We start from the raw sequence: 25,724 nt of genomic DNA, 5'->3' as shown, positions 1-25,724 counted from the left end.
TCAGCTATGCTCTCCCGATGGGTGATCCATCGCTGACGACCGAGCTCGGCCGGATTCTGGTCACCGGGGGCTCCGGATTCGTCGGGACCAATTTCGTCAAGACGCTGCTTGACCAGGGCTACCAGGTGCGGTCCTTCGACCGGGCACCCTCGCCGCTGCCCGACCACCCCGGCCTGCAGAAGCTCGAAGGCGACATCTGCGACACGCAGACCGTCGCCCAGGCGGTCGCCGACATCGACACCGTCTTCCACACCGCCGCCATCATCGATCTGCAGGGCGGCGCCAAGGTCACCGACGAGATCCGGCGACGCAGCTTCGCGGTCAACGTCGACGGCACCAAGAACCTGGTGCAGGCCGGGCAGCGAGCCGGGGTGAAACGGTTCGTCTACACCGCGTCCAACAGTGTCGTGATGGGCGGTAAAGCCATCTCCGGCGGCGACGAGAACATGGCCTACACCACCAAGTTCAACGACCTCTACACCGAGACCAAGGTGGTCGCCGAGAAGTTCGTGCTGGGCGAGAACGGCGGTCAGGGCATGCTGACGTGCTCGATCCGCCCGTCGGGCATCTGGGGCAACGGCGACCAGACCATGTTCCGCAAGCTGTTCGAAAGCGTCGTGGCCGGTCACGTCAAGGTCTTGATCGGCAGCAAGAACGCCAAGCTCGACAACTCCTACGTGCACAACCTGATTCACGGATTCATTTTGGCCGCACAACATCTTGTCCCGGGTGGAACGGCGCCCGGCCAGGCTTACTTCATCAACGACGGCGAACCGATCAACATGTTCGAGTTCGCCCGACCGGTCATGGAGGCGTGCGGCGAGCGCTGGCCCCGGCTCCGGGTTTCCGGGCGGATGGTGCGCGACGTGATGTTCGCCTGGCAGTGGCTTCACTTCCGGTTCGGACTGCCCGAACCGCTGTTGGAACCCGGTGCGGTGGAACGGCTTTACCTGAACAACTATTTCTCGATCGACAAGGCCCGCCGCGACCTGGGCTACCAGCCGCTGTTCACCACCGAGCAGGCGATGGCCGACTGCCTGCCCTACTACCAGGAGCTCTTCGAGCGGGTCAAGGCCGAAGCGCATCCGCACCTGGCGACGGTGGTGGCGGAGCCGCATCCGGAATAGCGCTGTTCATTGCTGGGGAGGTTCTTCAGCGAAGGCGCTATCCAGCTACGGTCAGCGGTGACACGATAACGACGTGAACGGCGTTGAGCCGCCATCCGACCTGCCCGCGGCAGCCTTGCTGTGCAGTTCCTGCGGCACTGGGCTGCCCGCGAGCTTCAAGTTCTGCCATGAGTGCGGAACGGCGGTAGTCACTGCCGCGCCACCGGCCGAATACAAACAGGTGACGGTGCTGTTCGCCGACGTGGTGCACTCGATGGACATCGCCGCGGCGGTGGGCGCGGAACGGTTGCGCGAGATCATGGCCGACCTCGCCGATCGCTGTGCGGCAGTGGTGCGGCGCTACGGCAGCACGGTCACACAGTGGACGGGCGACGGGATCATGGCGGTGTTCGGCGCCCCGGTCGCATTGGAAGACCACGCCATGCGGGCTTGTCTGGCGGCCTTGGATATTCAAGAGGAGACAACGCGGGTTGCTATCGATATCGCCGAACTCGACGGCATCGAACTGCGGTTGCGGGTCGGGCTGAACTCCGGTGAGGTGATCGCCGGCGGGATCGGCTCGGGACAGTTTGGCTACGCCGCCGTGGGCGAGCAGGTCGGGATGGCCCAGCGGATGGAGTCGGTCGCGCCGCCGGGCGGAATCATGCTGAGCGTTTCGACAGCCCGACTCGTCGAGGGTGCGGCTGCCCTGGGTGCGCTTGAGTTGGTTCAGATCAAGGGTGCCTCCGAACCCGTGCCCGCCCGCCGGCTGTTGGGCATGGCCGACCGCCCTCGCGCCGGCCGCCGTGCTGAGTCGAGGCTCATCGGCCGGCGCGCGGAGTTGGCCGCCGTCGAGACGGTGGTGGACCGCGCGATCGACGGTCGCGGCGGTGTGGTCAATGTGGTGGGATCCCCGGGCGTCGGGAAGAGCCGGATGGCCCGGGAGGCGGCGGCGACCGCCGCCGGTCGCGGGTTCGAGGTGGTATGGACCTTCTGCGATTCGCACGCCGGCGACATTCCGTTCCACGCCGTGTCGAGGCTGCTGCGGGCCAGCATCGGTGTGGGCGAACGGCGCGGCGAGGACGCCCGCGACCGGGTCCGGGAACGATTTACGGACGCCGATCCGCAGGATCTGCTGCTGCTCGACGATCTGCTGGGCATCGCCGACGCAGGCGTGACACTGCCCCAGTTCGACGCGGATACGCGCCGGCAGCGGCTGACCGCGCTGATCAACACCGCATCGTTGGCCCGCACCGAACCAACGCTGTTCATCATCGAGGATGCACACTGGATCGATATGGTCAGCGAATCGCTGATCGCCGACTTCTTGGCGGTGACCCCGCGCACGCCGTCGATGGTCCTCATCACCTATCGCCCCGAATACCGCGGCGCACTGACACGGATACCCGGCGCCCAAACGATAGCCCTTGCCCCACTGGGTGATTCGGATAGCGCGGTGCTGATCGGTGAACTCTTGGGGTCGCATCCGTCGGTCCGCGAGCTGGCTGTGATCATCGCCGGGCGGGCTGCCGGGAATCCGTTCTTCGCCGAGGAGATGGTGCGCGAGTTGGCCCAGCGCGGGACGCTGGCCGGCGAGCACGGCGGCTACGTCTGCCATACCAGGGCGGCGGACGTCGCGGTGCCGGTCACGGTGCAGGCGGCCATCGAGGCACGCATCGACCAGCTCAACAGCAAAGCCAAACGGACATTGAGCGCGGCCTCGGTGATCGGGGCGCGGTTCGACGCGGAGCTGCTGTCCGCGCTGAGCGTCGATACGGCCGTCGACGAGCTACTCGACGCCGAGCTGGTCGACCAGGTGCGTTTCACCCCAAGTGCCGAGTACGCCTTCCGGCATCCGCTGATCCACGCGGTGGCCTACGAATCGCAGCTCAAGTCCGATCGTGCCCAGTGGCACCGCAAGCTGGCCACCGCGATCCAACAACGTGCTCCCGGATCGGTGGAGGACAACGCCGCGCTGATAGCCGAACATCTCCAGGCTGCGGGCGACCTGCACGTGGCATATGCCTGGCACATGCGCGCCGGCGCGTGGTCCACCAACCGCGATCTCGTCGCCGCCCGGGGCAGCTGGGAGCGGGCACGCCGCATCGCCGACGCACTGCCTGGCGACGCCCCAGAGCAACTGTCAATGCGCATCGCCCCGCGGACCATGCTGTGTGCCACCGACTGGCAAGCCCGGGAAGTCCAGGAAAGCCGGAGCCGATTCGAAGAGCTACGAGAGTTGTGCAGCGCGGCCGGCGACAAGGTGTCGCTGGCCATCGGGATGACCGCGCTGGCCACCGAGCTCCTCTACGCGGGCCGTTCCCGTGAGGGCTCGCAGCTGGCATCCCAACAGATGGCGCTGCTCGAGTCGACTGGCGATCCCAGCTTGACCATGGGGTTGACGTTCATCGCGTTCACCAACTGGCTCTGTGCCGGCGAATTCGGCGAGATCTTGCGATGGTCGCAGACCGTCATCGATCTGGCCGCCGGTGACCCCGCCAAGGGCGCCGCCTTCGGTATCGGATCACCGCTGGCGATCGCGTCAGCATGGCGCGGCACTGCTCGGTGGTGGCTGGGCCGTCCCCGTTGGCACCAAGACCTCTACGACGCCGTTGCAATGGCCCGACGCAGCAACACAGAAACCCTCGCCGCTGCCGTCGCCTGGACCTACGGTTTCGCGGTGCAGTATGGGGCGCTTCGGCCCAGTGACTCCGCGGAACGCGCGACCGAGGAAGCGGTGCGGTCCGCCCAACGGGCCAGCAGCGATCGCGCGCTGGGCCTGGCCGGGTACGCGTTGGCCGTCGTGCTGCTCAATCGCGACAACGCAGCCGACCGTCATCGGGGACTTGAACTGATGATGCAGTCCCGCGACATATGGCTACGCAAGCGCGGTCTGTTCCTCATCCCGGTCACCGACATCTGGGCCGCCCGGGAAACGGCGCGCGGCGGCGACCGCGACGCTGCCATCGCGGTGATGCGCTATGCTGTCGACGACTTGCGCCGCGCCGAAAACATCTTCTACGGCGTCTGGGGCACCGGCGTCCTGGTGGAGACACTGCTGGCGCGCGGCGCCGAGAGCGATCTGGCCGACGCCGAAGAAGCGATCCACTGGTTGGCGGGCCTCCAGGCCGACCAAGGCTCGGCGATGTGCGAGATCACCCTGCTGCGGCTGAAGACGCTGCTATCCCGTGCTCGCGGTGATGAGGTCGGCTACCGGGAATTGGTGGGTCGCTACCGCACCATGGCGGAATCGCTTGGCTTCGAACGTCATATCGACTGGGCCGAGGCCATGGTGCGCACATGCGGTGGCGCGGGCTAGGAGAACAGCTCCATGAAATTGTCCGCAGTGCCCAAGACCGCGAACAGCGCTGGTGCGGCCCCGAGGAGGGCGTCGAATGGGACCAGTCCTGTGTAAGCCGCCAGCGGAAGCCCGATCGCGTCGAGGAGGTTTCCCGCCTCAAGCTGATCGACGAAGATGTTCGCGGCGTATGCGGGAAGACTGGTGAAGAGCGCATTGATCGCGTCGGCAGCCGGCAGCAACGCCGAATAGTCGTAGGCGAGAGTGCTGCTGATCATGTTGATGATGTCTGCCGGCGGCGAACTCAGCGTCACGTCCGAAACCGGGAAACCGCCCCACTTGAGCATCCCCTCGATCACGTCGTCAAACGACGGGTTTTCGGGGGCAAAGCCATGGGTGTACCACGCGTCCGCAAACGGCAACCACGGCGCGATCTGGTCTTCGTAGCTGACCGGGTTCCCAATAGCGTTGAGGGCGCCGGTGATTCCCTGCTGCCAGCCGTTGCTCAGCGCTTCGGAAAGCTGCGTTTGATCGATCTCCGGGAACAACCCGAAGGTGGTGGGGACATTCGCCGGCCCCTGGTTCCAGCCTTCGGTGATGCTGCCGTAGCCCAGGTTCACCATGATCCGGGTGACAGGTTCCAGCAGATCGTAGAGCGGCTTTCCGACCCCCGGAATGAACAACAGTGGCATCAGCAACGGCAGGTTCTCGTTCGGAATCATGTAGTAGTCGGTCAGCCCTTCGCCGGAGAGGGCCTCAGATCCCGGCAAGAGAATCGCACTGTCGACCTGATCGGGCGTGAGATTCGCATAAATGAAGTGCACGGCAAACATTCCCAGCACGGCGTTGAGGTCCGCCAGCAGATTGGCCGGGTAGTGCGGGAAGTCGACGAAACCGTCGTATTCCATGGTGTAGATGTCGGTCGGGTAGAGGTCCGATGGTGTCGGGGGTCCGAAGGGGAGATCGAAGGGGGCGAAGGCATCGGTGTTACCGGCCGGAAAATCGAACGTGTCGAAGAAGCCGCCGTTGGGGTTATACGGATCACCGACCAGCACGAAGTGCACCGAATCACTCGGCACGCCCGCGTCGTGGAGTTGCTGCATGATCAGCGATGCGGCCCCGGAGCTCTGGGAGTAGCCGAAAACCGTGACGGGATTTTCGGGGCTGACTCCTCCGGCGGCCAGTTGGGTTTCCACGTCGGAAAGCATGAATTGCTGGCCTAGGGCTAGCGACGTACCCCCACCCAGGCTGTGGAGACCGGTAAGCGGATACGCCTGATTGGGTAGAAGCCCGGATTGGGCGGTGCCGGTGAAGCCGCGCGGTTGCAGGTACAACGCGTCGATGGCATCGACATACTGCGGGGGCGGTGTCGGACCACCGGCGCCGTCGTAGACCAATGCCACTCCCCCGCCGAGTGGCGAGTCCGCAGTGCCACCAACGGTGAGCTGAATTCCGCTAATCTGCCACGTTGGCTGTGCCGCCACTGCGGGAACGGCGATCAGGCTGCTGCCGGTAACGACGACGCCAATGGTGAACACCGCAACTGATGAATTCTGTGCACTCATCGTCGTTCCCCTACCTGTGTTGTCGCAACGTGGTATTCACCGCTGACCCGGTTCAAGAGATCAGGCTGCTCACCAGTGCGCCGATGTCCGCCAGGCCGGCGTCATCGAACACCGGGGTGGTATCGGCTATCGCACTGAAATCGAAACCCGTGCCCAGATCTCCGATCAGATCGGCAAATTCGCTGGGCCCGGCGGTGCCACTGAACAGCGAGGTGATGTCCCCCAGGACTGTGCTGAGTTCAGTGGCCAGGGCAGGGTCAGCTCCCGCGGCGTCGATATCGGGCATGGTCGTTCCCACGGACTCCATGGCGGAAGACGGGTCCAACCCGAAAATTCCGGCAACCCAGTTATAGGCATCCAGAAAGAACTGCGCCACGTTGACCCATAGGCCGCCAAATATGAATAGTCCGAAAAGTTCTGCTAGCCCAACGTAGTTCACGATCAGTAGCCAGAAATCAGAGAGAGGATCGGCATCCGCTAGACCGGCGTCTACGCTGACCGCACTCGCCAGTTCCGGTAGTTGGCCGTCCAGTGTTCCAGCGCCACCAAGGCCATCGACCATCGCCGTGAACGGGCTCGCCAGATCGATGATGTCACCGGCGGCCGTGAGCTCCACCGCGTGGTGTTCGACATCAGGTTCGACTGCCGGCGGAATGGCGATCAGGCAGGCCCCGATCACGGCGCCCCCAACCAGTACTCTCATGACTTCTCCTACTCGCCGATCGGTGATCTCAAGCTGCGATAGGAATCGTCACAGGTATCCGCTAGAACGCCTTCAGTAATGCAACACTGCACTTTCAGCCCGACATGGGAAGGGATTACTGAATGACCGAAATCGGCAGCAAGCGTGCCAAGCTCGACAACGTGCGGCGGGCACTGCCCCAACCGCTGTTCACCACCGAGCAGGCGACAGCCGCCTGCCTGCCGTGCTACGTCGAGTTGTTTCAACAGGTCAAGGCCGAAGCCCATCCGAAGCTGGCCACGGTGATAGCCGAGCCGCACCCCGAGTAACCAGAGGCGGCCATCGCGATTCGTGACTCTGCCCCTGCGCCCACCGCGCCTCAGCGCGATGGGTGTCCTCGTCCGAACCCCTCAACTGTCGAATCACCCGCAGACTCTGGTCGTAATGCGTGGCAACCCAGCCGAAGCCGCGTTCGAGGTCGACACGAAGCAGGGTGCCGTCGTTGGCCCATTCGTGTCCGGTGGCATGTAACGGGATCATGGTCACAACCGGTACATTTCTCGGTCCAACGCAGCCGACTCGACGATGTCGTTGAGCAGGGGCGGATAGTGCAGCGACGCCGGCCGTTCTCCCCGAGATGAACCGTGGAACAGCGCACGCAAGACACCCCAGAGATCGACGGGTGCCGTGGCAAGTGTGGACATGTTGCGTGTCCTTCCAAACACTGTGACCTGAGAAATCGTCACCGGTTAATCGTCACCGGCGTTCGGTGCGCCGCCTGCCGTAGCGCACCACTGCAATCTCGCCCGCAGCCGCGGCGGCGCTACTGAGTGCGGTCGTGATGTGGCCGCAGGGCTGCCAGTTCGTCGCGGTTGGCGGTACCCGTTTTCAACATGGCCCGGTAAATATGGCTTTCGACGGTGCGGACGGACAGCGTCAGTCGCTCGGCAAGGGCACGGTTGGACAACCCTTCACCGATCAGCATCACGATCTCACGCTCACGATCTGTCAGCGGCAAGGGATCGGAGGCTTGGCGAAGCGCCGGAGTATCGACGCCTCCGCATCGTTCGGCCAGGGCGGCGGCGCGCGTGGCACATGTCAACGCCGTGCCCCGCCGGTCTTGGCGGCGGTAGGCGAGCGCAGCCTGCGCGCTGGCATCGACCGCGGCGACGAGATCGCCGATGTCGTCGAAATCCTGCGACACCGCGGTCAACTCCGCCCCATCGCCTTCGCGCAGCGCCGTGGCGAACCTCGCCGCGATACCGACGCGCGGCCCCTCGACGATCGCTTCGAGCTCACGCAAACGCGCTGCGCCAGAGCCGTCCCCGAACTGTGCCGCAGCCTGCAGACAGAGCACCTCAGCCGCGAATTGCCCATTATTCCTGGCACGTTCGGCCGCAGATGATGCCAGGGTTATCGCCTCACTGACGGCGCCCTGCCCTGCGGCCACCCACGAGCGGGCCAGGCTCCCCTCGTAGTCGAGCAACCTGAAGGGACGACGCAGGCCGTCGAGCGTCTCGAGAGCGGCCGCAGCCTCGGCGGTTGAGCCGCGCATTGCCAGGGCCGTGATACGCGGAATGAGATATCGGTATCCCCAGCCCGTGGCGTGCTCGCGGTCGACGAAGGCCGCGGCAGCCTGGTCAAGCAGGAGACATGCCGCGTCCAGGCAGCCGGCGGCGAGGGCGGCTCGGCCCGCCACCGCGGCACCCAGTGGCTGCGCCGCTCCCGGCAGGTCGACTGCCTGCCGACGCATCCGTTCAGCCACGTCAAGGGCGTGCCTCACCTGACCTGCCAGCAGCAGTGCGCTGACGTGCGCGTCGGCGATGTTGAACATCATGTGCGGGGCGTCCAAGGAGCGAGCCACCACGGAATACCCCGCGTTCGCGGCGGCCAGCGCCTCGGCCGTGCGTCCACTGTCCGCTGCGACGACGGCACGCACCCAGGCGATCTCAGCTCCGACGACCGGAGGAAGATCATCCAGGTCAAGACCCTCAGAAGCCCGCCTTGCCGCATCCAGCTCATCGGTCGCGAACCAGTACACCGCCAGAAAGGCATCGATGTAGTTGCGGGCCGGCGGCGACACGGTGCGCGCGGCGTCATCGATGAGCTGTCTCGCGCGGACGGGATCACCAATCGCCCAGAGCATGTTGCTGGCCCGCAAGAATGCCAGCCTGGCCCGGTCAGCGTCACTCAAGTCGTCGATGTGGACCTCGGCGAGCACCGCGTCGGCCTCCTCACCCCGGCCCAGCCACGACAGTGCATGGGCCCGAACGAAACTCGGCTCCGGACCCGCTCCGGCACGGATGGCCGCCTGCGCCAGTCGGTCCGCCAGAACCAGATCCGCCAGCCAAACCGCCCCGCGTGCGGCTCTGGCGAACAGATCGGCGTCGGGTGCAAGGTCCGACGCGAGGCTCAGGGTGGCGCGGCGCACCATCACTTGGATGTCGTCTCCGTCCTGCGCGGTGGCGAGTTCTGCGGCGACCAGCCCACGCAACCGCCGTAGCCGGGTGGACGCGACCCGGCCACGACGGACCTCGCCGTAGAGCGGATGCGCCAGCCGCACCGTTGCACCCTCCTCGACGGGCTCGAGGGTGATCAGACCGCGGATATCGGCCTCTTCGACCGCGGCAGGATCGGTGATACGCGTCAGGGTCGCCAGGTCGATCGGTTCGCCGACGGCCAGCACGTCGATCACATCGCCGACCGGCCCGGGCAACGACCCGATACGGGATTCGATAAGCCCGATGAGACCGGGCGGGATGATCGGATCCCCGATCCAGCGCCAGTACCCGTGTTGTCGCACGATTCGGCCGTCGGAGACCTCGTGTTCGACGATGTTGCGAAGATACAAGACATTGCCGCGGGTGAGCTCCCACAGCCGTTGCGCCGCACCGGAATCTATCGGGCCGCCCAGCGCCTCAGACAGCAGATCGGTGGTCTCGCCGAGCGACAGCGGCTGCAGGTCGAGCCGTTCAAACCGGCCGGCCGACCAGATCTCTTGCACCGCAGCGGGTATCGCTTCGCCGTCGCGAACGGTGAGAATCACCTTCGCCAGTTCCCGTTGCACGATCTGATGCACCACGAACGCCGACAGGTCGTCGATCAGATGCACATCGTCGATGCCCACCACCGCGGCGCCCGAAGAGTCGGCCGTCAGCGATTCGATCACGGCCCTTGCCAACGGAACCGTGTCGGTGACATCCGACGGCACCCATGCGGCGAACGCGCCCAGCGGGACGCCACGCGCCGCGGATGTGCAGATCGCCCATCGCACTTCGCAGCCCTGGGATGCCGCCACCGACAACAGGTCACGCGAGATCCGGCTCTTGCCCACCCCCGCCGCACCGCACACAATGGCCCCGGATACATCCGAAGCCGAGAGGGTCTCCCGGAGAGTTTGGATCTCCTCCGAGCGGCCGGTCAGCGGCCACGAGAGGCGCAAACCACTCACGTCATCGCCTCCGCTAACGCCATATGGCCTTCATAGCCAACCTCGGTGGCCCGCTTGAGGTACCGGTCGGCGAAATCGCGGTAGCCGACTTCGTCGCCGTTCGCGCGCGCCAGCAACGCCCGCAGCCGGAGCAGCGGAACCTCGAACAGCACGAAGCCCGGGTCGGTCGGCACCGCCGCCAACCGGTCGATGGACGCCTGTGCGTCAGCGACGTCGGCCTCGGCGCCGCGCTGCAGCAGCGATTCCACCAAGACTCTGGTGGCCTCTCCACGGGAGATCATTTCACCGGTGTCGAAGAGGTAGTCGACAACCAAGCGCGCGAGCTGAATAGCGCCGTCGACATCCCCGATCCTGGCTTTCTCCCTCGCGAACTCGGTGTCAACAACCCGCACAACGCTGTGTGCATACCCGTGCCGCAGTTGAGCTTCGCGGTATCGGGCAAGTAGCGCCAAGCCGGCACCACGTTGCGAACCGCCCCGATTGACGAGAATGAGGCCACGACTCAGCAGAGCGAAATCCACCGCGAAGTCGCCGCCGGAATGCTCGGCCATCTCCAGTGCGTCGGCGCTATCCCGCTCAGCCGACGCGCCGGGCAGCAATACTCCGACATGGCCGGCGAAGCCGTACTTGCAGAGCACGGCGAGGACGTAGGACGTCGCGTCGCCGCCGGCAATCGCGATTGCCTGATCAAGGTCTTCCTGCCAGCCTGAAACCCCAAGGCAATACCGGTTGGAGCCACGGTATGCGAACGCGAACGCCAACGGTGATCCGACCAACAGGTTGCCCTTGGTGGAGTCGCCTTCAGCCAGGTCGATGACGAGCTGCGCCAAGCGCAGGCCTTCGGCCACCGCGCCTGCTTGCCACATGGCGTTGCTCGGTGCGCCGCCAACCCCAACGGTCAACACCGGATCGCCGATCGACTCGAGCAGCCGGCTGCAGTCCGATGCAACCCGTGCCGATTCCCGGAACCGGTTGTGTAACAGCAGCACCGACATCAGGCCGGCCATGCCGATGGCCAGCGACACCGTGTCGCCGGCGACGGTGCAGAGTTCGCGCAGTTCGTCGAAGCCCGCGTCGGCGACGCTGCCGCCGACCCAGCTGGCGCTCCCGCATAGCAGCGTCCGCGGGGCGATGCACATCGACACTCGGTCTGGGTAGCCGGTGGGCAACCGGTCTGCGACTTGCCGTGCGCGTGCCCAGTTGACTCGCGCAGCCCTGATGTCGCGGTACTGCGCCCATCCCCCCGCCCGCATGTGCCAGCCGAACGCGGCGGGCAGGTCCTCGGCAGCCTCGACATGCTCAGCGATCAGCGCCGCGTTCTCGTCGAGCGCATCCGGGTCGCGCTGCTCGATGGCCGTCGCCAGCCGCCGATGCAGCTCGGCACGCTGCGACGTGAGCTGGGATTCGTAGGCCACGATCCGGTTCAGTGGGTGACGGAAGACATACTCCGGGCACGGCGTCAGCCGCACCCGATCAACGAATTCGACAGCGATCAAACGGTCAATCTCCGCCTTGTCATCGAGCAACGCCAACTGCTCAGCGCCGAACCGCATCCCGATAACCGCTGCTGCGTTCAGGGTCCGTTTGGCGACGGGGTCGAGCCGGTCGATGCGGGCGGCGATGGTCGCCTGCAAAGTGGCAGGCACCGCGACATCAGCCTCGTCGGTGTAGCAGACATAGTTACCACGGACCCCAATCAGCACGCCACGCTCGGCCAGATCGCGCACCATCTCTTCGGCGAAAAACGGATTTCCTGCCGCTCGCTCGATGACCTGTTCGGAAAGCGTCGTCACCGACGGGTGTGAGCCCATCAGTTCGGTTGTGAGCGTGGCGGATTGCACTGCGTTCAATGGTGCCAAGTTGATCATCTGTATATTCGGTATCCGTGTCAGCACACCTCGATATTCCGGCCGGTAGGTGATTACCACCAACGATGGGGTTTGCGGGATCACGGTCAGAAAATCCGCCAGCAACAACTCGCTGACCTCATCGATCCAATGCGCGTCCTCAACGACGTACACCGCCGGTGTGTGGCGGGCCAGCGAGACGGTATTGACCAACCGCGTCAACCGCCGCCGCCGGGCGTCAGGGTCGATAGCCGGCAGTTCAACCCCGCTATCGCGAATACCGAGCAGGTCGTCGAGCAGCAGCAGATCCTGCGGATCAGCAGCAGGCGCGCGCTCCCGCACCCGCGCGCGTGCCGCTTCGCCATCGAGGCCGTCCACCCCCAGCGCGGTGCGCAGCAACGACGTCACAATGTGAAAAGGGATTTCGCTGGCGTGCGACTCGCAGTAGGCGGCGAATACATCGATACCCCGCTGCTGCGCCACCGCATTGACTTCGCGGACCGTGCGACTCTTGCCAATGCCGGGCGGCCCGACGATACCGACCACACAACCGACACCGCTGACCGTCGCATCGAGCATGCCGGTCAGTGCGCCCAGCTCCCAGCTGCGGCCCACCAACGACGGGTCTCGCCGACCGGCATGTCGATGATCCGACGACACCGCCAACAGCCGACACGTCCGCACCGGCTCGGCGGCGCCCTTGATGCGCACCAACTCCGGCTCACCCAACGCGGCGACATCTTCAACCAGCCGTGCCGTCGACGCACTCAGCATCACCCCACCCGCTGGCGCCACCGACTCCATCCGCTGCGCCAAACCGACCTGCTCGCCGATCGCGGTGTAGCTCACGGGATCGGAGCCAAGTTCACCGGCAACCACCCGCCCGGAGTTCAATCCCACCCGCAGCACCAGGTCGATGCCGTCGATGCGGGCCACCTCGGCCGCCAACTGTCGAGTCTGCTGCTGAATTCCCAAGGCCGCCAAACATCCCCGTAACGCATGGTCCTCCAACGTCACCGGCGCACCGAACACCGCCATGATGGCGTCCCCGATGAACTTGTCCACGGTCCCGCCATAGCGCTGCACCACGGCAGCGCAGCGGCCGAACAAGTCACTCATGATCTCGCGCAACCGTTCGGCACCGACCGCCGAGGCGATGTCCATCGAATGCACCACATCGGCGAAGAGCACGGTCACCTGCTTGTACTCAGCCGGCCGATGAGCCGGCGCGACAGACACACCACACTCGGAACAGAATTTGGCGTTCTCCCGCAACTCGGTGCCACACGCCGCGCAGGCGGTCATGTCATCGCCTCCGCCAGCGCCATGTGCCCCTCGAGGCCAACCTCGGTAGCCCGCTTGAGGTAGCGCCCGGCGAAGGCGCGATAGCCGTTCTCGTCGCCGTTGGCGCGGGCCAGCAGTGCCCGCAGTCGGAGCAGCGGAATCTCGAACAATACAAACCCCGGGTCGGTCGGCACCGCCGCCAACCGGTCGATGGACGCGTGTGCGTCAGCGACGTCGGCCTCGGCACCGCGCTGCAGCAGCGATTCCACCAAGACTCTGGTGGCCTCTCCACGGGAGATCATTTCACCGGTGTCGAAGAGGTAGTCGACAACCGAGCGCGCGAGCTGAATAGCGCCGTCGACATCCCCGATCCTGGCCTTCTCCCTCGCGATCTCGGTGTCAGCCATCCGCACAACGCCCTGTGCATACCCGTGTCGCAGTTGATCTTCACGCCACTGGGAAAGCAACTCCAAGCCCGCGGCACGTTGGGAACCGCCCTGATTGACGAGGATCAGGCCGCGACTCGCCCGGGCGCTGTCCACTACGAAATCGTCACCGGATAGCTCGGCGATCTCCAGCGCTTCGGCGGTGTCCCGGTCAGCTGACCCGTCCGGCAGCAATGCTCCGACATGGACGGCGAAGCCGTACTTCCACAGCAGGGCGCCGAGGTAGGAGGTCGTGTCGACGGTGCGGGCCATCGCGACCGCCTGGTTGAGGTCTTCCTGCCAGTCCGCGAGCCCGAGGCAATATCGGTTGGACCCACGCAATGCGATCGCCAGTGCCAACGGTGATCCGACAACTAGGTTGGCCCTAGTCAGCTCACCGTCGGCCAAATCGACAACGCGTTGCGCCAATCGTAGACTTTCGCCCGCCTCGCCTGTCTGCCACTTGGCATTGCTCAACGCGATAGCAAGCCCAACGATGAGCATCGGATCGCCGATCGACTCCAACAGCTCACTGCAGTCCGACGCGACTCGCGAGGATTCCCGGAACCGGTTGTGAAATAGCAACGCCGTCAGCAGCCCTGTCATGGCGATCGCCAGCGATACCTTGTCGCCGGCTGCCGTGCAAAGCTCACAGAGTTCGTCGAAGCCAGTGTCGGCGATCGTGCCGCTGACCCTCCAGGTGCTGCTGCACAGCAACGTACGCGGAGTGATGCGCTTCGCGGCCCTGTCCGGGTCGTCGACCGGCAACCGGTCGGCGACAGTTCGTGCCCGCTCCCAACTGACTCGTGCGGCTCTGATGTCGCGGTATTGCGCCCATGTTCCCGCGCGCATGTGCCAGTCGAAGGCGCCCTGCAGGTCCCCGGCAGCCTCGAGATGCTCGGCGATCAGCGCCGCGTTCTCATCTAGCGCATTGGGGTGGCACTGCTCGATCGCGGCGGCCAAGTGCCGATGCAACTCGGCGCGACTCGATCTGAGTTGCGACTCGTAGGCGACGGTGCGGACCAGCGGATGGTGGAACGCATATTCGGCATACGGGGTGAACCGCACCTGATCGATGAGCTCGGCAGCGACCAATGGCCCGGTCTGCGCGTGGGCGTCGAGCAAGGCCAATTGCTCGGCACTGAACCGCAACCCGATGACCGCGGCAGCATACAAGGTCTGTTTGGCAGCAGGCTCGAGTCGATCGACACGAGCGGCGATGATGGCCTGCAAGGTGGCAGGCACCGCGACGTCGGCTTGGTCGCTGCGGCAGATATAGCTGCCGCGATTTCCGGACAACACGGTCCGCTCGGCCAGGTCGCGCACCATCTCCTCGGCGAATAACGGGTTCCCGGCCGCCCGCTCAGCGACACGGGCAGCCAAGTGCGCAACCGACGGATGCGAACCGACAAGTTCACCGGCAAGCGCAGACGTCTGTGAAGCATTCAGTGCTGCAAGGGTGATCGTCTGCGAGTTCGATGCCCGGGCCAGCGCGCCACGATATTCGGGCCGGTAGGTGATCACCACCAACGACGGGGTTTGCGGGATCACCGCGAGAAAATCGGCCACCAGCGATTCGCTGACCCCATCGATCCAATGCGCGTCTTCGATGACGAACACCGCAGGGGTTTGGCGGGCCAACGAGATCGTGTTGACCAACCGGGTCAGTCGCCGCCGCCGGGCATCGGGATCGATCACGGGCACTTCGACACCGCTGTCAGCGATGCCGAGCAGGTCATCGAGCAGCACCAGATCCTGCGGGTCGGCATCAAGAACGCGCTCCCTGACCCGTAGGCGTGCCGCTTCGTCTGCGAGCGGGTTCACTCCGAGCGCCGTGCGCAGCAGCGAATTCACCGTGTAGAAAGGGATTTCGCTGGCGTGCGACTCACAGTAGGTGGCAAACACCTCGATACCCCGCTGCTGCGCGAGGGTCGCTACTTCGCGGGCGATACGGCTCTTGCCGATACCAGGCGGCCCGACGACACCCACCACACAACCGCTACCGTCGATCGCTTGATCGAGCATGCCGGCCAGCGCGCCCAACTCCCAGCTGCGGCCCACCAACACCGGATCTTGCCGACCGGCGTGTCGGTGATCCGGTAACACCGCCAACAGCCGACACGCCCGCACCGGTTCAGCGGCACCCTTGATATGAACCAACTCCGGCTCCCCCAACGCGGCGACATCTTCAACCAGCCGTGCCGTCGACGCACTCAGCATCACCCCACCCGCTGGCGCCACCGACTCCATCCGCTGCGCCAAACCGACCTGCTCGCCGATCGCGGTGTAACTTCCCGGCCGGGACCCGATCTCACCGGCGACCACCTCGCCCGAGTTCAGCCCAACCCTCAGCTGCAGCACACCCTTTTCGGACCGCTGAATTTCCAGGCCTGCCAGGCAGGCGCGAAAAGCATGGTCCTCCAACGCCATCGGCGCACCGAACACCGCCATGATCCCGTCGCCGGTGAATTTGTCCACCGTCCCGCCATAACGCCGCACCACCGCCGCGCACTGGTCGAACAACTGCGCCATGAGCTCGCGCAGCCGCTCGGGACCCACTGCCGAGGCGATATCCATCGAATGCACCACGTCGGCGAAAAGAACCGTCACCTGCTTGAATTCCGCCGGTGCTGCGGCAGCAGTGACCGGCGAACCACAGGAGTGGCAGAACCGCGCATTCTCCAGTGGTTCGGCACCGCATACCCGGCATGTGGTTGCGGTCATCCCGACGCCGCCGATCCCTCAAATCAACCGATCGGCCAAGAATATGCTTTTACTCAGCTAGCTGGGCTTTTGTTACGTGATCGTCACAACTGGGAAGGCCACACCGAATAGGCCAAATGCGGTACGCGCCGGTGACTGCCAAACGGGGCACGAGCCGGTTTGTTCCGAACGGTTGTCGCCGGCCGGTTTTTCACGGAAAGATCGCGGGGGTTGAGGAGGTGCCCTTGAATACGGTGCTGGTGACCGGCGCATTCGGTCTGGTCGGTTCGGCGGTGGTGCGGCAGCTGGCTGCCGACGGCCGAGACGTCGTGGCAACTGATCTGGACACGCCTGCTAACCGGGAAGCGGCGGCCAAGCTACCGATGTCAGTCGAGGTGCGCTACGCCGACCTGACCGATCCGGCGGCCGTCGATGACCTCGTCGGCACGGTCAAACCCACCGTGATCATTCACCTGGCCGCGATGATCCCGCCGCTGATCTACCAGCACCGCGAGCTGGCCCGCAAGGTGAACGTCGAAGGCACCGGGAACCTGCTGGCCGCGGCGGCCCAACAGCCCGACCCACGGCGTTCTTACGGCGGTTCCAGCTTCGCTAAAACGCCCCGGTTCGTGCAGGCCTCCAGCATCGCCGTCTACGGCTCCCGCAACCCGCACACCGTCTCCGGCGTGCTGACCGCCGACACCCCGACCAACCCCGCCGACATCTACGGCGACCACAAGGTGCAAGCCGAACGGCTGGTACGCGACTCGCAGTTGGACTGGGTGATTCTGCGGCTCGGCGGCGTGCTCACCGTCGACCCCGGGCCCTACGCCAAACTCGACAACCTCTACTTCGAGCAGTTGCTGCCCGCCGACGGCAGGTTGCAAACCGTCGACGTCCGTGACGTCGCTGCGGCGTTCGTGGCGGCCACCACCGCGCCCGTGGTCGGCGAGACACTGCTGATCGGCGGAGATGACAGCCACCGCCGGCTCCAGCGCGACGTCGCACCGGCGATGGCCGCAGCGATGGGCCTGGTCGACGGGCTGCCCGCCGGCCTGCCCGGCAACCCCGAGCGCGACGAGGACTGGTTCAACACCGACTGGATGGACACCAGTCGCGCCCAGGACGCGCTGGGCTTCCAGCACCACTCCTGGCCGCAGATGCTGGCCGAGACGGCGGCGAACGCCGGCCCCAGGCGATACCTGCTGCGTGTGGTCGCGCCACTGGCCCGTGTCGTATTGGGGTGGCGCAGCCCCTACCACCGCTCCGGCAAGAAGTTTGCCGACCCTTGGCGGGCCATCGCCGACAAGTGGGGCGAGCCGCGACCGTGAACTCCGACTTCAACCCCACCCAGCGACGTGCACTGGCGGTCTTCACCGTCATCGCGCTGGCGTTCGGCGCCTATTTCCTGCGCACCTTTTTCGTGCTGATCGTGGTGGCCGCGGTGGGCGCCTACCTGTTCACTCCGCTGTTCCGGGTGCTGTGCCGACGACTGCCGGTCGGGCTGGCGGCCACCGGAACGCTGCTGGCGGCGTTGGTCGCAGTCATCGTGCCGGTCGGGCTGACGATCTTTTTAGCCGTTGTGCAGATCACCCGCACCGCCAATGACGTCGCGGACTGGGTGCAGGCCACCGACCCGAACGCGCTCGGCGACCAGGCGCTGAAGTTCGTCAACGGGCTGCTGGAGCGGATTCCGTTGGTGCACGTCCAGCTGACCATGGACTCATTGCGTGAGGCGATGGTGAACGTGGCGCAGCGCGGCGGCGAGTTGCTGCTGCAGGTCCTGCAGGGCGCCGTCGGGGGCGTCGTCGGGGCGATCACCGCGGCGATCATCTTCTTGTACGTGTTCCTGGCGTTGCTGACCCACCGCGAGGAACTACAGACCCTGATCCGCCAACTCAACCCGCTCGGCGCCGAGGTCACCGACCTGTACCTGGCCAAGATGGGGTCGATGGTGCGCGGCACCGTAGGCGGGCAGTTCGTGATCGCCTTCTGCCAGGGGGTGGCCGGGGCGGCCTCGATCTACATCGGCGGGTTCCATCAGGCGTTCTTCATCTTCGCGATTCTGCTGACCGCCTTGTCGGTCATCCCGCTCGGCGGGGGCATCGTGACCATGCCCTTCGGTGTCGGCATGGCGCTGTTCGGCAACGTCGTCGGCGGGGTGTTCGTGGTGGCGTTCCACCTGATCGTGGTGACCAACATCGACAATGTGTTGCGCCCGATCCTGGTGCCGCGCGATGCCCGGCTCAATTCGGCGCTGATGCTGCTGGCCGTCTTCGCCGGGATCGGCATGTTCGGCTTCTGGGGCATCGTGATCGGTCCGGTGCTGATGATCATCATCGTCACCACCATCGACGTCTATCTGGCGGTCTACCACGGCGTGGAGATGCAGACCGGCGACGAGGAGCCGAAGAGTCGCCGACGCTGGCGGCTGCGACGCAAGACCGCTACGGAGCCAGCCGCTCGGTGAGGAACTCGACGACCCGCTTGCGGGCCTCGTAAGTCGGGTGCCCCTCGACCTCCCGTACCTGATCGGTGAGCACCGAGTGCGCCAACCGGGAGATACCGTCCGGGTTGCCTGGCGACGAATCGATCTCGATGACTTCGAATGCGTCGCCGAGCCGGGCCTTCAGCGTGCCGAAGCGCTCCCGCGGCGCCATCCAGTCCTCACTGAACCGCAACCCGATCGCACACAGCCCCTCGTTGGCGGCACGGTCGGCCACCACCCCGAGTTCGACGTCGGACAGTCCAGCGTCACGGCGCTGCTTGGGCGTCAGTGGCAACGGCACCGACGGTTGGCTGAGCACCGGCGCCAACACCGCGTCGTCGACGGCGGCGGCCAACGCGAAGCCACCGGTGAAGCACTGCCCGATCACCCCGACGCCTTTGCCGGGGGTGTGCTCGTTGAGGTCGCGGGCCAGCGCCCGCAGGAAGCCGGTCACCGGGCGCTGCGCGTTGGTCGCAAACGCGGTGAACTCCCGGGCCACGCAGACCCGAGCCAGGGTGGCCGCCGCATAGCCGGGGGTGATCGCTTTGCCCGGCGTGCCGAACAGCGAGGGGATCGCCACAGTGAACCCGTTGTCCACCAGGTGGTTGCCCAGCCCCAGCACCGCCGGGTGGATGCCGGGGATCTCGGGGATCAGCACCACGCCCGGCCCCTGCCCCTTGCGGTACACGTCGTGGGTGAATCCGCCGCCGGTGAACGGCGTCGGAGTCCAGCCGGTCAGGTCGGCTTCGGGTGCGGTCACGGACGATCCCTTCGGTGCTCGGGCAATGGCGGCTGCGACTGGGTGGCGCCCGCCAGCACGCGGAACTGCTCAGCTCCCCCCGCGCCGGTGATCGCGAGCTGGGCGGCTCCGGCCTTCCCGGTCAGCCGGGTGGTCCACACCGGGTCGCCGTCACCCTGGTACACCACCCAGCGGGTGCCGTCGACGTCCTCGGTGCCGGTCGGGTGCAGGCCGGGACGGATCGATTCGACCAACGCGGCCTCGTCGGCGTTGCTCTGGGTCAGGCTGATGTACATCCCGGTCGGCCCGACGTAACCGACCCGCGAGGTAACGGCCCGCAGCCGCTGGCCGGCCGGGTCGGTGCGCCCGTCGGTGATGCTGCCGCGGCTGCCGGAGTTGGGTTGCCAGTCTTCCGGCAGCGCCGGCAGCCGGACCGGGAACCCGAGCGTCTGGGCGTCGGCGTTCAGCGCGGCGACGGCGTCGTAGGACGGCACCGGACCGGCCGACATGCCACCGGGGCGAAACGAGCAGGTCCCGGCCAGTCCGGCCAGCAGTACGCAGGCCAGGACCAGCGGGGCGATCGACCAGAACATGTCGCGGCCGTCCTGCAACAGGCGGGGCTTGGCCGGCCTTGGGCCAGGGCGGGGTGCCGGATCGGGCGGCTGCGGGGGCTCAGAGGTCACGTTTGCCAGTATCCCAGCTCAGCGGTGTTGATCCGACTCTGGGAGAATCAACAGCCGTGACTGGCATGACGGGACCATCTCGACGGGAAGCTCCGGACCGCAACCTGGCCTTGGAGCTGGTGCGGGTGACCGAGGCCGGCGCCATGGCCGCCGGCCGATGGGTGGGCCGCGGCGACAAGGAGGGCGGCGACGGCGCGGCCGTCGACGCGATGCGCGAACTGGTGAACTCGGTGTCGATGCGCGGCGTGGTGGTCATCGGCGAGGGCGAGAAAGACCACGCGCCGATGCTCTACAACGGCGAAGAGGTCGGCAACGGCGACGGACCCGACTGCGACTTCGCCGTCGACCCGATCGACGGCACGACCCTGATGAGCAAGGGCATGCCGAACGCCATCTCGGTGCTGGCCGTGGCCGAGCGCGGCGCGATGTTCGACCCGTCGGCGGTGTTCTACATGAACAAGATCGCTGTGGGCCCCGAAGCCGCCGACGTCTTGGACATCACCAAACCGATCGCCGAGAACGTCAAGGCCGTCGCCAAGGTCAAGGGCCTGTCCCCGCGGGATATGACGGTGTGCATCCTGGACCGGCCGCGGCACGCGCAGCTCATCCACGATGTGCGGGCCGCCGGGGCGCGGATCCGGCTGATCACCGACGGCGATGTGGCCGGGGCGATCGCGGCGTGCCGGCCGGAGTCGGGCACCGACATGCTGGCCGGGATCGGCGGCACCCCGGAGGGCATCATCGCCGCCGCGGCGATCCGCTGCATGGGCGGGGAGATCCAAGCCCAGCTGGCACCCACCGACGACGCCGAACGCCAAAAGGCCCTCGACGCGGGCTATGACCTCGACGAGGTGCTGACCACCGAACACCTGGTCTCCGGCGAGAACGTGTTCTTCTGTGCCACCGGCGTGACCGACGGCGACCTGCTCAACGGGGTGCGCTACTACCCCGGCGGCTGCACCACCCAGTCGATCGTGATGCGCTCGAAGTCCGGCACCGTCCGGATGATCGAGGCCTACCACCGGCTGTCGAAGCTCAACGAGTATTCGGCGGTCGATTTCACCGGCGACGCCGACGCCGCCTACCCCCTGCCCTGACCGTCAACCGAGGACTGAAGAACCTATGAGCGACACCGAATACCGCATCGAACACGACACCATGGGCGAGGTCCGGGTGCCGGTGAACGCGCTGTGGCGCGCGCAGACCCAGCGCGCGGTGGAGAACTTCCCGATCTCCGGGCGCGGGCTGGAGCGCACCCAGATCCGGGCGCTCGGCCTGCTCAAGGGCGCGTGCGCGCAGGTGAACGCCGACCTGGGGCTGCTGGCCCGGGAGAAGGCCGACGCGATCAAGGCGGCCGCCGCCGAGATCGCCGACGGCAAACACGACGACCAGTTCCCCATCGACGTGTTCCAGACCGGTTCGGGCACCAGCTCCAACATGAACACCAACGAGGTGATCGCGTCGATCGCGGCCGCCAACGGGGTCACGGTGCACCCCAACGACGACGTGAACATGTCGCAGTCGTCCAATGACACCTTCCCGACCGCCACCCACATCGCGGCCACCGAGGCCGCAGTGCGCCACCTGATCCCGGCACTGCAGGAGCTGCACGACGCGCTGGCCGCCAAGGCCACGCAGTGGCGCACCGTGGTCAAGTCGGGCCGCACCCACCTGATGGACGCCGTCCCGGTGACGCTGGGCCAGGAGTTCTCCGGCTACGCCCGCCAGATCGCCGCCGGAATCGAGCGGGTGCAGTCGACGCTGCCCCGCCTTGGTGAGCTGGCGATCGGCGGCACCGCCGTCGGCACCGGCCTCAACGCCCCGGAGGGCTTCGGCCCCAAGGTCGTCGAGGTGCTGGTCGCCGAGACCGGGATCACCGAGCTGCGCACCGCGGCGAACTCGTTCGAGGCGCAGGCCGCCCGCGACGGCCTGGTCGAGGCGTCTGGGGCGCTGCGCACCATCGCGGTGTCGCTGACCAAGATCGCCAACGACATCCGCTGGATGGGCTCGGGCCCGCTGACCGGCCTGGCCGAGATCCAGCTGCCCGACCTGCAGCCAGGCAGCTCGATCATGCCGGGCAAGGTGAATCCGGTACTGCCCGAGGCGGTCACCCAGGTGGCGGCGCAAGTGATCGGCAACGACGCGGCGATCGCCTGGGGCGGCGGCAACGGCGCCTTCGAGCTCAACGTCTACATCCCGATGATGGCCCGCAACATGCTGGAGTCCTTCACGCTGCTGACCAACGTCTCGCGGCTGTTCGCCGAGCGCTGCATCGTCGGGCTGGTCGCCAATGAGGAGCACCTGCGCGAGCTGGCCGAGTCGAGCCCGTCGATCGTGACGCCGCTGAACTCCGCGATCGGCTACGAGGAGGCCGCCGCGGTGGCCAAGCAGGCCCTCAAGGAGCGCAAGACGATCCGTCAGACCGTGATCGATCGCGGACTGATCGGCGAAAGCCTCTCGGAGGCCGAGCTCGACAAGCGTCTCGATGTGCTGGCGATGGCCAAGGTGAAGGACGCCTAAGCAACCTCATGGCCGGCGAACCGGTCGGGTCCGCTGGGCCCGTGGTGGGCCGGGCGGCGATGGCGAAGGTGACTCGTCGCCTCATCCCTTTTCTGGCGCTGCTCTACTTCATCAATTACCTCGACCGCGTCAACATCGGCTTCGCCGGTCCCAACGGCATGAACGACGACCTCGGCATGACCGCGACGATGTTCGGGTTCGCATCGGGGATCTTCTTCCTGGGCTACCTGTTGCTGGAGGTACCCAGCAACATCGCGCTGCACCGGTTCGGCGGTCGGCGCTGGCTGGCCCGCATCATGCTGACGTGGGGAATCGTGAGCACCGCAATCGCTTTCGTCCCCAACGCGACAACGCTCGTGGTACTGCGGTTCCTGCTCGGGGTGGCCGAGGCCGGCTTCTTCCCGGGGATCATCCTGTATCTCACGTTCTGGTTCCCACAGAAGCAGCGGTCGCGGGCCATCTCGCTCTTCATGGTGGCGGTGCCGGTCTCGACGGCGATTGGCTCAACGTTGTCCTCGCTCGTCATCGACTGGGGGCACGGGGTTTTCGGTCTCGCCGGGTGGCGTTTCATGTTCTTGGCCGAAGGCCTGCCGGCGATCGCTCTTGCATTCGTGTGCTGGTTCTATCTGACCGACCGGCCTGCTCAGGCCGGCTGGCTCGACGCCGACGAGAAGCGGTGGCTGGAAACGACATTGGCGAACGAACGCGCAGCGGCCGAGGCCGGTCAGCACTGGGGGCTCAAGAAGGCACTCAGTCATCCCCGGATGCTGGCGCTGGCATTCGTCTACTTCGGGATCGTCTACGGGCTGTACGCCGTCGGGTTTTTTCTGCCCAGCATTGTCGCCGGGTTCGAGCAGCAGTACGGCAGCCGACTGAGCCTGATCGGGCGCGGTGTCGTGATTGCGATTCCCTGGGCGGTCGCAGCGGTCGTGATGGTGCCGTGGGCCCGGCACGCCGACCGGACGGGCGAACGCGTCTGGCATGTGGCGATCCCGGCGATCATCGGCGGCGTCAGCATCCCCGCAGCGCTCTACCTGGCCAACCCGTATCTGGCGATGGCCGCGATAACGGTGTCGACGTGCGCGATCATGTGCGCCATGCCGGTCTTCTGGGCGCTGCCGTCGACGTTTCTGACCGGGACCGCGGCGGCCGGTGGCATCGCCTTGATCAATTCACTGGGCAATCTGAGCGGCTTCGGCGGCCCGTATGTCACGGGCTGGCTGACGGATCTGACCGGCGACCCCAAGGTGGCGCTGTGGGTGATCGGGGCGATGTCGCTCGCCGCGGCCGGGATGGTGGTTGCGCTCGGCTGCGCCCCTACCAGACCAGCGGTGCCAGAAACTTCGTCGCGTAAGCGCTGACCGCCTTGCCATCCCGCGGATCGAGCACCGAGGTTCGCACCTGGGCGATCGACGCAGCCAGCCGCACATGCAATTCGGCGGCAGCCACCAGGTCGGCGTCGGGCATGGTGGCCCCGGCGGCGCGCAACGCCTTGGCCATCGCGTTCGACGCGCCCGACAGGAATGTCTCCGCCTCCCGGTACATCCCGGCGATCATCGGTACGCCGCCGTCGAGCCGGAGCAGCTTTCGCACCACCGGATCGGTGGTGAGCAGGCGCAACCCGGCGCAGAACGCCGCTACTGCGGCGTCGCGCGGTCCGGAATCCACCGCGACCGTGCGCAGCTGAGTCATCGCATGGTCGAAAGCCCGGCGGCCCAGCTCGGTGATCAGCGCGTCCCGGGTCGGAAAACGCCGGTACAAGGTGCTGCGGCTGACTCCGGCCTGGCGGGCGATGACGTCGAGGCTGGCCCGCCCCACCCCGACCAGGCCGACCTCCTCGGCGGCCGCCTTGAGAATGGCGGCCTCCTGCTCTGCCGGGCTCGCGGTACTTCGTCGCGATGACATCGCTACCAGTGTGTCATCCCATCGGGCAGCCGGATGGCGCGAAAGAGTCCAGCGCGACCGACCGGTGCAGCTTCACCAGCTTCTCGTACTGCAGCCGGTTGTAGGCCAGCGGTACCAGCACGAGTCGATCGGGCAGGATCCGCCAGGCCAGCTGCGCCAAGTGCGTATAGACGGCGAACTCCGCGTTGTGGCGTGGCTGCCACCCGAAGCCGGTCAGCTCGCGGACACCGGGATGCATGATCCCGAACGAGCAGATCTTCACCACGCGGCCGGCTCCGGCGCTGACCACCGACCACAGCGGACCGGCGGCGGCCCGAACCGGGGCCGGCAGCGCCGACGGCAACGGCAACCGGCCCAGACCTGCGGTGACCCGATCCAAAAACGGGTTGGCCTGCAGGTCGGTCCGCACCATCTCCTCGTAGTAGGCGGCGGCCTCGGCGTAGCTGGCCGGGAACTTGGCGGCCTTGCCGGGCAGCTCGATGGCCCGGAACGCTTCCAGCAATTGCAGGTAGGCCGCCTCCCGCTCGGCGTCGGTCCACTCGATCCCGGTGACGGGGGTGAACGAATTGAGGGTCACGAACATGCCGCTGACGGCGATCCAGTTCCACAGCCGCGGGCTCAGCGCGCTGTAGCGCACGTCGGCGAAGTCGCCTTTGCCGTGGCCATGCACGTCGCGATGCATCCGCTTGAGGCGTTCTCCCTCGGCGGCACGGTCCTCGGCGTCGCCCCAGATGGCAAGCAGCGCAGAGAATCCGCTGCGGATGGCGCGGTCGGTGAAGTTGCGCTCGAAGCGCCCTGTCTTGTCCACCGCGGCGGCCACCGGCACCAGCGCCACCTCGTCGAAGGCCGCGGCGCCGAACAGTCCGGTGAGCACGCTGCCGGAATGCCTGCGGAATTGGGCCATCACTTTGGGGCGTACGCGGCTGGCGCGGTCGATGCTGGTGACTTTGCCGGCCACTGCCGTCATGTGGGGCCTCCTCGACTCCGATGACACAAAGACTAGCTTTCTGTGTCAACGTGTCAAGGCT

Annotated in this window: 18 protein-coding genes; 8 read left to right on the top strand and 10 right to left on the bottom strand. The window is 66.4% G+C overall.

Features of this window, described 5'->3' with window-relative positions:
* Positions 1–17 precede the first annotated feature (17 nt).
* Together ACAG20_RS16395 and ACAG20_RS16390 are read left to right on the top strand one after the other, a co-directional pair.
* A complete protein-coding gene (locus ACAG20_RS16395; protein WP_370493323.1) occupies positions 18–1,127 on the top strand; it encodes an NAD-dependent epimerase/dehydratase family protein in 1,110 nt (369 codons plus the stop codon).
* Positions 1,128–1,200: 73 nt separating this feature from the next.
* On the top strand, positions 1,201–4,425 hold the full coding sequence (locus tag ACAG20_RS16390; protein ID WP_370493322.1) for an adenylate/guanylate cyclase domain-containing protein: 3,225 nt from the start codon (positions 1,201–1,203) through the stop codon (positions 4,423–4,425).
* Here ACAG20_RS16390 and ACAG20_RS16385 read toward each other — a convergent pair.
* Both ACAG20_RS16385 and ACAG20_RS16380 read right to left on the bottom strand, forming a co-directional pair.
* Positions 4,422–5,969: a PE-PPE domain-containing protein gene (locus ACAG20_RS16385; protein WP_370493321.1), complete on the bottom strand. Its 1,548-nt coding sequence runs from the start codon at positions 5,967–5,969 to the stop codon at positions 4,422–4,424. The genes ACAG20_RS16390 and ACAG20_RS16385 overlap by 4 nt on opposite strands.
* Before the next feature lie 52 nt (positions 5,970–6,021).
* Positions 6,022–6,672: a hypothetical protein gene (locus ACAG20_RS16380; RefSeq protein ID WP_370493320.1), complete on the bottom strand. Its 651-nt coding sequence runs from the start codon at positions 6,670–6,672 to the stop codon at positions 6,022–6,024.
* Positions 6,673–6,794: 122 nt separating this feature from the next.
* Here ACAG20_RS16380 and ACAG20_RS16375 point away from each other — a divergent pair, with 122 nt between their 5' ends.
* A complete protein-coding gene (locus tag ACAG20_RS16375) occupies positions 6,795–6,980 on the top strand; it encodes a hypothetical protein (RefSeq protein ID WP_370493319.1) in 186 nt (61 codons plus the stop codon).
* A 213-nt stretch (positions 6,981–7,193) separates the two neighbouring features.
* Here ACAG20_RS16375 and ACAG20_RS16370 read toward each other — a convergent pair whose 3' ends face one another.
* The 4 genes from ACAG20_RS16370 to ACAG20_RS16355 form a co-directional block, all read right to left on the bottom strand.
* Entirely contained in the window at positions 7,194–7,355 is a 162-nt protein-coding gene (locus tag ACAG20_RS16370; RefSeq protein WP_370493318.1) for a hypothetical protein, read from the bottom strand.
* A 119-nt stretch (positions 7,356–7,474) separates the two neighbouring features.
* Positions 7,475–10,093 carry a LuxR C-terminal-related transcriptional regulator gene (locus ACAG20_RS16365; RefSeq protein ID WP_370493409.1) on the bottom strand — a complete coding sequence of 873 codons (2,619 nt, stop codon included), beginning with the start codon at positions 10,091–10,093 and terminating at the stop codon, positions 7,475–7,477.
* A 5-nt stretch (positions 10,094–10,098) separates the two neighbouring features.
* Entirely contained in the window at positions 10,099–13,254 is a 3,156-nt protein-coding gene (locus ACAG20_RS16360) for an adenylate/guanylate cyclase domain-containing protein (protein ID WP_370493317.1), read from the bottom strand.
* Positions 13,251–16,382: an adenylate/guanylate cyclase domain-containing protein gene (locus ACAG20_RS16355; RefSeq protein ID WP_370493316.1), complete on the bottom strand. Its 3,132-nt coding sequence runs from the start codon at positions 16,380–16,382 to the stop codon at positions 13,251–13,253. The genes ACAG20_RS16360 and ACAG20_RS16355 overlap by 4 nt, the downstream gene beginning before the upstream one ends.
* Positions 16,383–16,606: 224 nt before the next feature.
* Here ACAG20_RS16355 and ACAG20_RS16350 point away from each other — a divergent pair, with 224 nt between their 5' ends.
* Both ACAG20_RS16350 and ACAG20_RS16345 read left to right on the top strand, forming a co-directional pair.
* A complete protein-coding gene (locus ACAG20_RS16350; RefSeq protein WP_370493315.1) occupies positions 16,607–17,692 on the top strand; it encodes an NAD-dependent epimerase/dehydratase family protein in 1,086 nt (361 codons plus the stop codon).
* A complete protein-coding gene (locus tag ACAG20_RS16345; protein WP_370493314.1) occupies positions 17,689–18,831 on the top strand; it encodes an AI-2E family transporter in 1,143 nt (380 codons plus the stop codon). The genes ACAG20_RS16350 and ACAG20_RS16345 overlap by 4 nt, the downstream gene beginning before the upstream one ends.
* Here the strand turns inward: ACAG20_RS16345 and ACAG20_RS16340 are convergent.
* Both ACAG20_RS16340 and ACAG20_RS16335 read right to left on the bottom strand, forming a co-directional pair.
* Entirely contained in the window at positions 18,809–19,609 is an 801-nt protein-coding gene (locus ACAG20_RS16340) for a dienelactone hydrolase family protein (protein WP_370493313.1), read from the bottom strand. The two genes, ACAG20_RS16345 and ACAG20_RS16340, sit on opposite strands and share 23 nt — an antisense overlap.
* Entirely contained in the window at positions 19,606–20,271 is a 666-nt protein-coding gene (locus tag ACAG20_RS16335) for a DUF4245 domain-containing protein (RefSeq protein WP_370493312.1), read from the bottom strand. The genes ACAG20_RS16340 and ACAG20_RS16335 overlap by 4 nt, the downstream gene beginning before the upstream one ends.
* Before the next feature lie 65 nt (positions 20,272–20,336).
* On the opposite strand from ACAG20_RS16335, the gene glpX reads away from it, so the two are divergent.
* From glpX to ACAG20_RS16320, 3 genes are read left to right on the top strand one after another with little or no spacing between them, the layout of a single operon-like run.
* Positions 20,337–21,368 carry a class II fructose-bisphosphatase gene (glpX, locus tag ACAG20_RS16330; protein ID WP_370493311.1) on the top strand — a complete coding sequence of 344 codons (1,032 nt, stop codon included), beginning with the start codon at positions 20,337–20,339 and terminating at the stop codon, positions 21,366–21,368.
* Between the two features lie 25 nt (positions 21,369–21,393).
* Positions 21,394–22,791 (top strand): class II fumarate hydratase, encoded by a 1,398-nt coding sequence (locus ACAG20_RS16325; RefSeq protein ID WP_370493310.1) that lies wholly within the window; start codon positions 21,394–21,396, stop codon positions 22,789–22,791.
* Between the two features lie 8 nt (positions 22,792–22,799).
* Positions 22,800–24,152 carry an MFS transporter gene (locus ACAG20_RS16320; RefSeq protein WP_370493309.1) on the top strand — a complete coding sequence of 451 codons (1,353 nt, stop codon included), beginning with the start codon at positions 22,800–22,802 and terminating at the stop codon, positions 24,150–24,152.
* On the opposite strand, the gene ACAG20_RS16315 is transcribed toward ACAG20_RS16320, so the two are convergent.
* Both ACAG20_RS16315 and ACAG20_RS16310 read right to left on the bottom strand, forming a co-directional pair.
* A complete protein-coding gene (locus tag ACAG20_RS16315; RefSeq protein WP_112684970.1) occupies positions 24,109–24,696 on the bottom strand; it encodes a TetR/AcrR family transcriptional regulator in 588 nt (195 codons plus the stop codon). The genes ACAG20_RS16320 and ACAG20_RS16315 overlap by 44 nt on opposite strands.
* Positions 24,697–24,709: 13 nt before the next feature.
* Positions 24,710–25,663 carry an oxygenase MpaB family protein gene (locus tag ACAG20_RS16310; RefSeq protein ID WP_112684968.1) on the bottom strand — a complete coding sequence of 318 codons (954 nt, stop codon included), beginning with the start codon at positions 25,661–25,663 and terminating at the stop codon, positions 24,710–24,712.
* Between the last annotated feature and the right edge of the window lie 61 nt (positions 25,664–25,724).

It is taken from the genome of Mycobacterium sp. pW045 (assembly GCF_041287085.1).
GTDB lineage: Bacteria > Actinomycetota > Actinomycetes > Mycobacteriales > Mycobacteriaceae > Mycobacterium > Mycobacterium algericum_A.
Note: the sequence above shows the minus strand (reverse complement) of the source record. Positions and strands in the feature narration are given on the sequence as shown.